The sequence below is a fragment of the Amycolatopsis jejuensis genome, from assembly GCF_000717335.1.
Taxonomy (GTDB): Bacteria; Actinomycetota; Actinomycetes; order Mycobacteriales; family Pseudonocardiaceae; genus Amycolatopsis; species Amycolatopsis jejuensis.
This window is the reverse complement of the sequence record NZ_JNYZ01000039.1, coordinates 36,496-47,790: the sequence shown is the minus strand read 5'-3', so window position 1 is coordinate 47,790 and position 11,295 is coordinate 36,496. Positions and strand designations below refer to the sequence as shown.

Annotated in this window: 13 protein-coding genes; 8 read left to right on the top strand and 5 right to left on the bottom strand. The window is 70.0% G+C overall.

What is annotated here, in order from left to right; all coding sequences use genetic code 11:
* Position 1: 1 nt before the first annotated feature.
* Together OO71_RS38850 and OO71_RS38845 are read left to right on the top strand one after the other, a co-directional pair.
* Entirely contained in the window at positions 2–601 is a 600-nt protein-coding gene (locus OO71_RS38850; RefSeq protein ID WP_033295043.1) for a hypothetical protein, read from the top strand.
* A 2-nt stretch (positions 602–603) separates the two neighbouring features.
* A complete protein-coding gene (locus OO71_RS38845) occupies positions 604–1,602 on the top strand; it encodes a C40 family peptidase (RefSeq protein ID WP_033295042.1) in 999 nt (332 codons plus the stop codon).
* A 404-nt stretch (positions 1,603–2,006) separates the two neighbouring features.
* Here the strand turns inward: OO71_RS38845 and OO71_RS53500 are convergent, their stop codons facing one another.
* A complete protein-coding gene (locus OO71_RS53500; protein ID WP_425388735.1) occupies positions 2,007–2,138 on the bottom strand; it encodes a hypothetical protein in 132 nt (43 codons plus the stop codon).
* A gap of 235 nt (positions 2,139–2,373) precedes the next feature.
* Between OO71_RS53500 and OO71_RS50660 the strand changes: the two genes are divergently transcribed.
* Positions 2,374–2,535, top strand: coding sequence for a hypothetical protein (locus tag OO71_RS50660; RefSeq protein ID WP_156096779.1), 162 nt, complete (start codon positions 2,374–2,376; stop codon positions 2,533–2,535).
* Between the two features lie 21 nt (positions 2,536–2,556).
* Positions 2,557–2,706, top strand: coding sequence for a hypothetical protein (locus OO71_RS50655; protein ID WP_156096778.1), 150 nt, complete (start codon positions 2,557–2,559; stop codon positions 2,704–2,706).
* 866 nt (positions 2,707–3,572) lie between these two features.
* On the opposite strand, the gene OO71_RS50650 is transcribed toward OO71_RS50655, so the two are convergent.
* The gene (locus OO71_RS50650) at positions 3,573–3,746 is read right to left on the bottom strand and encodes a hypothetical protein (RefSeq protein ID WP_156096777.1); all 174 of its coding nucleotides are present in this window, start codon (positions 3,744–3,746) and stop codon (positions 3,573–3,575) included.
* Positions 3,747–4,313: 567 nt separating this feature from the next.
* Here OO71_RS50650 and OO71_RS50645 point away from each other — a divergent pair.
* Positions 4,314–4,496 carry a hypothetical protein gene (locus OO71_RS50645; RefSeq protein WP_156096776.1) on the top strand — a complete coding sequence of 61 codons (183 nt, stop codon included), beginning with the start codon at positions 4,314–4,316 and terminating at the stop codon, positions 4,494–4,496.
* 24 nt (positions 4,497–4,520) lie between these two features.
* Complete coding sequence (locus OO71_RS38830) at positions 4,521–4,718, top strand: hypothetical protein (RefSeq protein WP_033295040.1); 198 nt, start codon at positions 4,521–4,523, stop codon at positions 4,716–4,718.
* 511 nt (positions 4,719–5,229) lie between these two features.
* Here OO71_RS38830 and OO71_RS38825 read toward each other — a convergent pair.
* Complete coding sequence (locus OO71_RS38825) at positions 5,230–6,192, bottom strand: ATP-binding protein (RefSeq protein ID WP_033295039.1); 963 nt, start codon at positions 6,190–6,192, stop codon at positions 5,230–5,232.
* Between the two features lie 109 nt (positions 6,193–6,301).
* On the opposite strand from OO71_RS38825, the gene OO71_RS38820 reads away from it, so the two are divergent.
* On the top strand, positions 6,302–7,720 hold the full coding sequence (locus tag OO71_RS38820; RefSeq protein WP_425388734.1) for an RNB domain-containing ribonuclease: 1,419 nt from the start codon (positions 6,302–6,304) through the stop codon (positions 7,718–7,720).
* Positions 7,717–8,481, top strand: coding sequence for a helical backbone metal receptor (locus OO71_RS38815; protein WP_033295038.1), 765 nt, complete (start codon positions 7,717–7,719; stop codon positions 8,479–8,481). Before OO71_RS38820 ends, OO71_RS38815 begins: the two co-directional genes overlap by 4 nt.
* Here the strand turns inward: OO71_RS38815 and OO71_RS38810 are convergent.
* Entirely contained in the window at positions 8,462–9,889 is a 1,428-nt protein-coding gene (locus tag OO71_RS38810) for an aldehyde dehydrogenase family protein (protein ID WP_033295037.1), read from the bottom strand. The two genes, OO71_RS38815 and OO71_RS38810, sit on opposite strands and share 20 nt — an antisense overlap.
* Positions 9,886–11,241, bottom strand: coding sequence for a 4-aminobutyrate--2-oxoglutarate transaminase (gabT, locus tag OO71_RS38805; protein WP_033295036.1), 1,356 nt, complete (start codon positions 11,239–11,241; stop codon positions 9,886–9,888). Before gabT ends, OO71_RS38810 begins: the two co-directional genes overlap by 4 nt.
* Positions 11,242–11,295: the final 54 nt, after the last annotated feature.

Sequence of the window (11,295 nt, the reverse complement as noted above, 5' to 3'; positions counted from 1 at the left end):
CGTGCCGATCCGGACCAACCGCGGCCGCACTGCGGTCTACCGACGGCTCTGGGGCTTCCCGCTCCGGTCGCCGCGGCATCTCGTGGGCACGCTGGTGTTCCTCGCCTTGCTGGTCACCGTGCTGGGCGTCGTCCTGCCGAAGGTCGTCGGCAAAGCGGCGACGGCGGACCCCGGGGCGGCCCCGCCGAGTTCGTCAGCAGCGCCGCATCCCGGGGTCGCCGCGCCGGTGCCGTCCACCGAAACGTTGCCGACGCGGCTGTCCCAGCCGCTGGTCACACCCACTTCAGCGCCGCCGAACCCGGAGGCGCTGAACGTCGCCAAACAGTGGGCCGCGGCGTGGGTCCACCATCCGGCGGGCATCTCGAACGCCGACTGGCTCAACGGCATGCGCGCGCTCACCACGGACGAGTACCTGCCCGTGATGTCCACTGTGGACCCGGGAAACATCCCGGCGACGCGAGTCACCGGTGAGCCGGCGGTTTCCTCCTCGTACTCCAGTTCGGTCAAGGTCGTGGTCCCCACCGACGGTCCGAAACTCAGCATCACCGTGGTCAAGACGGCCGCGGGATGGCGGGTGTCGGACTACGACCAGGCGAGCTGACCGTGAAGCTCGGGATCCTGGTCGGGGTGCTGGTCGCTGCGGTTTTCGCGGCGGTGCTCGCCACTAACGTCGTCACGCAGGTCGTCATCGACCAGCAGCAGGCGGCGGCAGGCGGGATCGCGAACACGGCGTGCGACGCGGCGATCGGTCCCACCCAGCCGGGCCAGCCGGAGCAGGGCGGCTCGGACGCTTCGCAGCTCGACCAGGAGCAGCGCGGGATCGTGTCGCTCATCATCTCGATCGGCAAGCAGCGCAGCCTCGCCCCGCGCGCGTGGCAGGTCGCGATCCAGGCCGGCATGACCGAATCGCGGCTGCGCAACCTGAACCACGGCGACCGCGACTCGCTGGGCATCTTCCAGATGCGCCCGTCGATGAACTGGGGCAGCGTCGCCCAGGTCACCGACCCGAACTACGCGATCAACAAATTCTTCGACGTCCTGCTCGGCGTCCCGGACTGGCAGAACCTCCGCCCCGGCGAAGCGGCACAGGCGGTCGAGCGGTCGGGGTTCCCGGACCGGTACCACCGGTGGGAACCCATGGCGGTCTCGCTGGTGCAGAACCTCGGCCAGGTCGTCGACGTGGCCGGCTGCGGGCAGGGGCTGGGCGCCGCGCTGCCGCCGAGCCAGGCGGCGGCGCAGGCGATCAAGTTCGCACTGGGCGAGCAGGGGAAGCCGTACGTGTGGGGCGCGACGGGACCCAATTCGTACGACTGCTCCGGCCTCATGCTGCGGGCGTACGAGTCGGCGGGCGTGATCCTGCCGCGCGTGTCGCAGGACCAGTACAAGGCGGGCGCGATGCTGCCGGTCCGCGAGGCGCAACCCGGTGACCTGGTCTTTCTCGCAACGGACCCGGCCGACCCGGCGACAATCCACCACGTCGCGATGTACCTGGGCGACGGCAAGATCGTCGAGGCTCAGCAGACCGGCGTCCCGGTGCACATCCGGCCGTTCTCGTTCGACGAGGCCGAAGTCGTCCCGCAGGCGGTGCGCCCCGGCGTCTAGCATGGGTGCGGGAGGCACCGGCTCTTGACCCGTCCCGCGGGTCCGGATTCACCCGAAGTCGCGGCCTGTCCACGAGCACGTGGCCGCGCGCTGGCAAGAGGATGGCACACGTGGCACGGAAATTCGGCAAGAGAGGCAAACCGGGCCAGAACGAGGCCCAGGACCCGGCGGCGCTGTTCGGTGCGCCGCAGCCCCCGCGCCAGTCCGCGCACCCGGCGTCCAGCACCCCGCTGGCCGACCTGCTGAACCACGGCTGGCCCGGCGTCGATGCGGGGTACGTCGTCCTGCCCCGCTCGCTGGCGGAAGGTATGTCGCTGCCGTGGCAGCAGCAGATGGCCGCCCTGTTGTCGCAGTTCCACGCCGAGAACGCGCGGCTGTCATGGCCGGTGTACCGGGTGGTCCCGTCACGCTACGAACGCTTGGTCGACCTCGACGAGGAGCAGCTGGCGGAAGCCGGGTACCTGGTGGAGATGGACACCGAAGGCGAGATGGTGTACCGCGAACGGAGCGGACGGAAGGTCCAGGACCCGGACCATACGACGGTTCTGGTGTCTTGTCTGGACCCGATTCCCCGGCCTGCTGCTCCCCCTGCCGCGCCTGCTCCGGCGCCGGGTCCACTGGCGGCTCCGGCACCGATGAACATCGGCCCGGCGCCGGTGTGGAGGTCGGTTGGCGGGGAGGGTGGCCCTGGGGTTCCTGGGGTTCCTGGGGGGCCGGGTGTTCCTGGCGTTCCTGGCGGGCAGGGTGGTTGGGCTGGGGAGAGTCCTTCGTTTGGCGGCCCCGGTGTTGGTGCCGGTGCTGCCGGTGGTGCTGGTGCTGCCGGTGGTGCTGGTGGCCCTGGTGCTGGTGGTGGTGCTGCCGGTGGCCCTGTTGCCGCTGGTGCTGGTGCCGGTGGCCCTGGTTCCAGTGCCGGTAGTGCCGGTGGCCCTGTAGCCGCCGGTGCTGGTGGCCCCGGTGACAGCGCCGATGGTGCCGGTGCCGGTGGCCCTGCTGGTGCTGGTGGCCCCGGCCCCGGCCCCGGCCCCGGTGTCGGGGCCGATGGTGCTGGCGGCCCTAGTGCCAGTGCCAGTGCCGGTGGTGCTGGTGCGCCGCCCGATGTCGTAGCGCACCTTCCGGCGAGCAACGCTGTTGCCCAGCCAGCCGCTCCTGCAGCCAATGTGATGCGTCAGCCCAGCGCCCAGCCTCCGAGCGCAACCGGCCCCACCCAGCCTCCGTCAGCCGGAGCACCGCTGCCGACCGATTCCTCCCCCTCGACCTCGCCCCCACCTGAGGTGACTCAGTCCGCGAGCCCGCCCCCTCCGGCTCCGTCACCGGCGGCCCAGCCCTCGGCTATCCCCGGCCGCACTCCGGAGCCTCCCGATACGGCTCAGCCACCCGCCCCCGCCGAGCCTTCGCCCGCGACGGGCCACGGCGAGGCCTCGAGCGGTACTGGTGGCATCGAACCGTTGTCCGTTACCGGCGACGCTGCGGGGGGCAGTTCGACTGAGCCTTTGCCTGGCGCGGGCCAAGCTGCGCCTCCGAGCGGGACCAGCACGACCGGCCTTGATCGAGCCGCGCCCAGGGCCGGTGCGGTCGAGGCTGCGTCCGGCCCAGGCGAAGCTGTCGCCGCGAGCGGGCATCCTTCGCCCGGCACCGGCGGAGCCGCATCCCCGAGCGAGACCGGCGTGGCCGAGAGTTCGGAAGGTGCAGGTCAGGCTGACGTTGCCGACTCGTCCGTAAGCGCGGCGCAGAACTCGCCAAGTGAGGTGGAGGGTTCGTCGCAATCGGCCAGCGCACCGCAGGTGACCGACGGCGCTGAGGCTGGCTCGTCGGATCGGGTGCCGGATGAACCTGCCTCGGCTGCGACCGGCGGTCTTGCCGACGTGCCGGAGCCAGTCTCGTCGGAGATTGACATCGTCGGTCCGGCGGCTGACGTGGTTTCTGCCGAGAACTCGTCACCGGCGGATTCGGGCTCGGGGGAGTCGACCGTCTCACTGGCCGAGCAACCCGACGATCCGCAGTTGCGGGCCAGGCAGGCTTGGCAGCCGCAACCGTACGTCCACGAGCGTCGCGCTCGTCCAGAGTCGGAATCGGGGAACGGCGCGCAGCCGCAGGGACGGCATGAGGCGGTACATCCGGCTGAACCCCGCGCTGACGAAGGCCATTCGACGGGGCCCCGCCATCTCGCGCCGGACGCTCGGCTCGGGTCGAATTCACCTGCCGCGCCCGAACGCCCTGACCAGGGGTCGGACCCGGAAAGTGCTGTGCGTCAGCCGGATTCGGCTAGTCTTCAGCCAGGTCCGACTCCTCAGCCAGGTCCAGTGTTCCAGCCGGGCCAGGTGCCGCAGCCGGGCCCGACGCTTCGACCGAGCCAGTCGGCTGTGCCAGGTCCGGTGGCGCAGCCGGGTCAGGCACCTGAGCCAGGTCCGGTGTTCCCGCCGAGCCAGGCGTCTCAGGGAAGCCCGCCGTTCCACCCCGCCCCGACGGCTCCGCCCTTCCAGCAGCCGCCGCTGGGGTACCAAGGGCCGGTACCCCAGCAGGCCGGGAACGAGATGCGGCCGCACATTCCGTTGCCACAGCCCGGTGGCGGGCGGCGCCCCGCGGAGACCGGGCCGGACGGGCGGCCCTTGCCCGTCTTTCCGGGGCTGGAGACCGGACCCGCCGCGCCGCCGCCGCGGGTGCATCGGGCGGAACTGCCCGTCTTTCCGGGAAAAGAGCCTGCCGTACCTCCGGTGCCGAATCCGGATTACCCCGCACCGTCACCGGCCGACGACGCCGCGACGCCGCCTCGCGGGTTGCCCGTCCAGGGTGCCCGCGGGTGGTTCGACGAGCATCCGGACCGCGACGACAACGGGCCCGGCGAGTTCGGTCCTACCGGGGAACCCACGGAGATTCCGTTCCGCTGGCGCAAGTGAGCGGGGAGGTGTCACGCTGAACCCATGTCTGACGACCCGAACCCGGACCAGGGCTGGTACTACAACACCCGCACGCACGAAGTCGAGCACCTGCAACGCAGCCGCGGCATCGACCTGCTCGGCCCCTACCCCGACGAAGCCACGGCCCGCCGGGCCCTCGAGATCGCCCGCGAACGCACCCGGCAATCCGACGCCGCCGACCGCGCCTGGGACGGCGACTGAAAGCACGTGCACAGACTGGCCCCGCGGGGTCAGGTGGCTGGCCGGTGGTTCGGGATGTGGAGCACGACGTGAGCGTGGCAGGGCGTGCACGCTGGTGGTTCGGGATGTGCAGCGTGACCTGAGCGTGGCAGGGCATGCACGCTGGCGGTTTCGGGAAGCGCGGGCAGGCACGCCGGTGGGGCGGCGAGAGCAGCACGACTGACGAAGCGCGGTCACCGGCGGACAAGCGCCGGGACCGACTGGCCCAGGCAAAGTGCACCACGACTTGGCCAGGCACGCCGGTGGGGGCGAGTGCAACAGGGCCGATGAGCATCGGGTGAGGCGGCTGGCCCAGGCAAAGTGCACCACCACTTGGCCAGGCACGCCGGTGGGGGCGACAGCAACGTATCGGGTGAGGCGGCTGGCCCACGCGAAGAGCACCACCACCCGGGAACGCACGCCCGCGAGGCGGCTGGCCCAGATCAAGAGCAGGACCACCAAAGCACAGGCCAGACAGCCCCACAAAGGCCTCTCACCCAGCCGTAAGTACCGCCGGATCCAAGACGAACTCCGGATCCACCTGTGCCTCCAAATCCACCCCTGCTCGTCCGTTCCCCCACGCCCGCGCGTTGCGTAGGTGGAACTCCACCCCCTGCTGCTGGTACCGCGCCCAATCCCGGGAAGTCGCGTCCACCCGGGCCTGCATTGCCGACAGCGTCTCCAGGTTGTGCGGCTCCAACTCGCCGATCGGCCGCGTGGCACCGCGTTCGGCGGCTCGGACGTGGCCCGACGTCGTCAGCCAACCCAGCAAAGCCGGGCCCAGTTGAGCGGTCAGGAAGTCGACGTCGTCACCATCGGTCACCTTGTTGCCGACCGCTACCAGGTGAACCCCGAAATCCCGCGCGTGATCTGCATACTGCCGGTACACGCCGACGCTCCGCAGGGTCGGCTCGCACACCAGGAACGTCACGTCGAAGCGCGTGAACAGGCCCGACGCGAAGGCGTCCGCGCCTGCGGTCATGTCCATCACCACGTACTCGCCCGGGCCGTCGACCAGGTGGTTCAGCAGCAGCTCCGCGGCGCCGACCTTCGAGTGGTAGCACGCCACCCCCAGGTCCTCTTCCTCGAACTGGCCCGTGACACCCAGCCGGACGCCGCCCAGACCGCGGAAGCAGGCGTCGAAAATCGGGTTGTCCTCGAACGGTCGCACCAGCCGGGAGCCGCGACCCGGTGGGGTCGTCTTGATCATTGCGTCAGCGGAGGGGATTCGGGGGTTGTCGCCGCGCAGGTAGTCCTTGATGAGCGGCATGTGCTCACCCAGCGTCGGCCACGCCAGTGCCTGCTCCTCCGTCGCGCCGAGGGCCACGGCCAGGTGCTGGTTGATGTCGGCGTCGATGGCCAGTACCGGGTTGCCCGCGCCGGCCAGGTGGGAGACGAAGAGTGACGACAGCGTGGTCTTCCCGCTGCCTCCCTTGCCGACGAACGCGATCTTCACGACATGCCCTTTCCGAAAATGAAGACGGTTTTCATCGTCGTACGCTACACCCGACCGGCCCGCGCCCGAACGGGCGATCGGCGACGGTCCGGCGGGATAGTGTTGTGTCGTGCCGCCACTCGTGCTCAGGACACCAGCGTCGGGAGGGGACTTCGGTCGTCTCCGGACGGAATTCACGCTGCCGGAGTCGTTCGGGCCCGAGGTGCTCGCCGAGGCCGAGGCGGCGGTGCTCGATCCGCTCGCCTCCGCCGGCGGCCGGGAGGACGCCACCGACCTGCCGTTGGTCACCATCGACCCGCCCGGTTCGAAGGACCTCGACCAGGCCATGCTGATCGAGCGCCGCGGCGCCGGCTTCCGCGTGCACTACGCGATTGCCGACCTCGCCGCGTTCGTCCCGCCCGGCGGCGCGCTCGATCACGAGGCTCGCCGCCGCGGGCAGACGCTCTACCTCCCCGACGGCAACGTCCCGCTGCATCCACCGGTGCTGTCCGAGGGCGCCGCCAGTCTGCTACCCGGTGAGGTCCGCCCGGCCGTGCTCTGGACGATCGACGTCGGCGAGGACGGCGAGCCCACCGTCACCCGCGTCCGTCGCGCGCTCGTGCGGTCCAGTGAGCAGTTCGATTACGAGGGGGTCCAGGCCTCGATCGACGCCGGACGGTCGCATCCGTCGATCGAGGCGCTGCCCGACCTCGGTCGGCTCCGGCGCGCGCTTGCCGTGCAACGCGGGGCGGTCGAGTTGCAGCTGCCGGAACAGGAAATCAGCGGCGACAGCGATGGCGGCTGGGTGCTGGCCCGGCGGCCGCGCACGGTCGTCGACGCCTGGAATGCCGAGATCTCGCTGCTCACCGGGATGGCCGCGGCGCAGATCATGATCGACGCCGGAGTCGGGGTGCTGCGCACGTTGCCGCCACCGGAGCCGGACGCCGTCGAATGGTTGCGCCGGTCCGCTGCGGTGGCCGGGTTGCCGTGGCCGGACGAGCTCGGCGTCTCGGAGTTTCTGTCCGCTTTGGACCCTGGGCAGCCCGCGTCGATGGCGCTCTACGCCGACACGACGCGTCTCCTGCGCGGCGCGGGGTACACCTCCTTCGACGGCGAATTGCCCGCCGTCACCACGCATGCCGGAATCGGTGGCGCGTACGCGCATGTGACCGCTCCGATCCGGCGGCTGGTCGACAGATTTGGTACGGAGGTGTGTCTTGCGGTCACGGCAGGGCGCGAAGTTCCTTCGTGGGTAAGGGAAGCGCTGGGCGAAGTTCCGGCGCAAATGTCTGCTTCGGACAGTCTGGCGGCGCGGGTCGAGCGCGCGTGCATCGACCAGGTGGAGGCGTGGGTACTGGCCGAACATGTCGGGCACGAGTTCACCGCGGTGGTGCTGCGTGCGGAGGAGAGCCGCGCGGAGATCCTGGTCGAGAACCCGCCGGTGATGGCGAGGTGTTCGGGCGAGAAATTCCCTGAAGGAGCACGGATCCGGGTGCGACTGACCGAAGTGGACGTTCAGCAGCGGAAGGTATCGTTCGAACGGGTATGAGGAACGCAGAACTATTTGACGATCTCGGTGAGCCGGTGCCGCTGGCGGGTCCGCCGCAGCGGGTGGTGTCGCTGGTGCCGTCGCTCACCGAGGCAGTCGAGGTGAGTGCGCCCGGAAGGCTGGTCGGGGCAACGGATTACTGCACTCATCCGTCCACTCTGGACGTTCCGCGGGTAGGCGGCTCGAAGTACCCGAAGCTCGACCGGGTGCTGGCGCTCGCGCCGGACCTGGTGCTCGCCAATTCCGAAGAGAACCGTCCGGAAGACGTGGAAACCCTGCGCGCCAATGGGATTCCGGTGTTCGTGATGGCCGCTTCCGAGTCCGTTCCGGCAGCATTGGGATCGTTGCGCCGAATTCTCACCCAAGCTTACGAGATCGCCGAGCCGGAATGGCTGGTCACGGCGGAGGATCTGTGGCGCGAGGTCGAACCGGTGCGCCACCGGGCAGTGATTCCGGTATGGCGCAAACCCTGGGTCGTGCTCGGGCGCGACACGTTCGCCGGGGACGTGCTGCGCCGCGTCGGGGTCGAGAATGTCTACTCCGGACACTCCGAGCGGTATCCCCGGCCGTCGCTGGAGGAACTTCGCGAGACCGGGGCCGACCTGGTCGTACTGCCCGATGAGCCGTACGAGTTCACCCAGGACGACGGCCCCGGCTTCTTCCCGCAGATGCGCCCGGTGCTGATTTCCGGGCGCTACCTCACGTGGTACGGACCGTCTCTTGTGGACGCCTATGCGGCGCTCAAAGAGTCAGTCCGGTAAGGACGGTCACGCGTTCCTCGGTGAAGTCCGCCATCGCCGCGGCCGGGCCTTCCCGGCCGATGCCGGAGTCCTTCACCCCGCCGTACGGCATCTGGTCGGCGCGGAAGCTCGGCACGTCACCGACCAGCACGCCGCCGACCTTCAACCGGGCCGAAAGGTCGAACGCCGTCGGCAGGTCCCGCGTGAACACACCGGTCTGCAACCCGAAGCGGGACGCGTTGATCCGCTCGACCCCGTCGTCCACAGAGGACACTCGGACCAGCGAGACCACCGGGCCGAACACCTCGTCCGCCATCACTGAAGCGTCTTCTGGCGCGTCGGCGAGTACGGTCGGCTCGACTGTTGCACCCGAACGGCCTCCGCCGGTAAGAACCTTGGCGCCCGCGGAAACGGCGTCGCTGACCCAGGATTCCACTCGGGACGCGGCTGTTTCGTTGATCAGCGGACCAACGTCGACGCCGTCCTCGCGCGGATTTCCAGTACGCAGCAAAGCAACCTGAGCGAGTACCTTCTCCTGCAATGCGTCGTAGACATCCGTGTGCACATAAACCCGCTGCACCGAAATGCACGACTGTCCGGCTTGGTACATCGCAAACGTCGCGATCCGCTGCGCGGCGAAGTCCAGATCGGTCCAATCAGGACAGACAAGAACCGCGCCATTACCGCCAAGCTCCAACGCGACGTGCTTACGTGGCACGCTGTCCCGGATCGCCCAGCCCACCGGCACCGAGCCGGTGAACGAAACCACCGGCAGCCGCGGGTCCTTGACCAGCTCGGCGGTCGCCTCGTTACCCAGCGGCAGAATCGACCAGCTACCCGCCGGAAGATCAGTCTCAGCAAGGATTTCGCCGAGTACCAACGCGGTCAGCGGCGTGGCCGGGGCAGGTTTGAGCACGATCGGCGCGCCGACCGCAATGGCCGGGGCGACCTTGTGTGCCACCAGATTCAGCGGGAAGTTGAACGGCGTGATGCCCAGCACCGGTCCGCGCGGAACCCGTCGGACGAGGGCGAGCCGTCCGGTACCACCGGGATCGGTGTCGAGCCGCTGCAGCTCACCGGAGAACCGCCGGGCTTCCTCGGATGCCCAGCGGAACGTCGACACCGCCCGGCCGACCTCGCCGCGCGCCCACTTCAGCGGCTTACCCGACTCGGCGGTGATCAGCTGCGCGATCTCCTCCGCGCGCTCGGCCAGCCGCCGCGATACGTGGTCCAGCGCGCCCGCTCGGACGTGCGCGGGCAGCGTCGCGAACTCGTCGGCGACGTCGGCCGCGGCCTGCACCGCAGACTCCACTTCGGACGGTCCTGGCACCTTATGCGACCCGGCTTCGGAGCCGTCGAAGGAATGCCGGACCACGGCGGTCTCGCCACTCGAAACCGGCTTTCCGGCTACCCAGAACGGAAAAGTCACTTGCGAGCCTCCGTACGGACTGCGTACTCGAGAACGGTCAAACCCTCGTCGAGCAACTCGTTGGACAGGGACAGCGGGGGGAGCAGCCGGATGACGTTGCCGTACGTGCCGCAGGTCAGCACCACGACACCCTGCGCGTGACAGGCCGCCGCGATCCGCTTGGCGAGATCGGCATCCGGCGTGTCGGTACCCGGCTTCACGAACTCGGCGGCCAGCATTGCGCCACGCCCGCGGACGTCGCCGATCACGCCGGTTTCCGAGGCCAGCGCCCGCAATCGCGGCAGTACCTGGTCCTGCACGCGCCGCGCGGAACCGGCCAGATCCTCGTTGCGCATGGTCTCGATCGCGCCCAGCGCGGCCGCGCACGCGATCGGGTTGCCGCCGTAGGTACCGCCGAGCCCGCCCGGACCGACCGCGTCGAGCAACTCCGCGCGCCCGGTCACCGCGGCGAGCGGCAGGCCACCCGCGATGCCCTTGGCCGTGCAGACCAGGTCCGGGACGACGTTCTCGTGCGTCGAGGCAAACCACTCGCCGGTGCGGCAGAAGCCGGTCTGCACCTCGTCGGCCACGAACACGACGCCGTTTGCCGTGCACCACGCGGAAAGCGCGGGCAGGAACCCGGGCGCCGGTTCGATGAACCCGCCCTCGCCCTGGATCGGTTCGAGCACCACGGCCGCGACCTGGTCGCCGCCGATCTGCTTCTCGATCCGGTCGATCGCCAGCCGCGCGGCCTCGGGACCGGACAGCCCGTCGCGGTACGGGTACGAGCCCGGCACGCGGTAGACCTCGGGCGCGAACGGGCCGAAACCATGCTTGTACGGCACCGATTTCGCGGTCATGCCCATGGTCAGGTTGGTGCGGCCGTGGTACGCGTGGTCGAACACCACGACGGCCTGGCGCCCGGTGGCGGTACGCGCGATCTTCACCGCATTCTCGACCGCCTCGGCGCCGGAGTTGAACAGCACCGACTTCTTCGCGTGCGTGCCCGGCGTCAGCTCGGCCAGCGCCTCGCACACCTCCACGTATCCCTCGTACGGGGTCACCATGAAACAGGTGTGGGTGAACCAGCACGCCTGCTTGCGGACTCGGTCGACGACCGCGGGCGCAGAGTGCCCCACGCTCGTCACCGCGATGCCAGACCCGAGGTCGATCAGGACGTTCCCGTCGGCGTCAGTCAGCAGCCCGCCGCTCGCGGACGTGATGTAGGCGGGCAGCACGGACGAGACCCCAGCCGCCACCGCGTTCGTCCGCCGCTCCTGCAGCGCGCGCGAAGCGGGGCCGGGGATCTCGGTCTGCAGCCTGCGCTGCCTGGGCGCCGGAGCCTGCGGCTCGGCTGCGGTGCTGGTGGTCACGGGTGCTCCTGCGCTGCGGGTCATGGGGTGGTCGTCCCTCAGGATGAGCCCTCG

What these genes read in the sequence shown, in the direction of transcription:
- OO71_RS53500 (WP_425388735.1), bottom strand. Translation starts at nt 2,138, where the DNA reads ATGGTCCGGGTCCTGGACCTTCCGTCCGCTCCGTTCGCGGTACACCAT.
- OO71_RS50650 (WP_156096777.1), bottom strand. Translation starts at nt 3,746, where the DNA reads ATGGCCTTCGTCAGCGCGGGGTTCAGCCGGATGTACCGCCTCATGCCG.
- OO71_RS38830 (WP_033295040.1), top strand. Translation starts at nt 4,521, where the DNA reads ATGTCTGACGACCCGAACCCGGACCAGGGCTGGTACTACAACACCCGC.
- OO71_RS38815 (WP_033295038.1), top strand. Translation starts at nt 7,717, where the DNA reads ATGAGGAACGCAGAACTATTTGACGATCTCGGTGAGCCGGTGCCGCTG.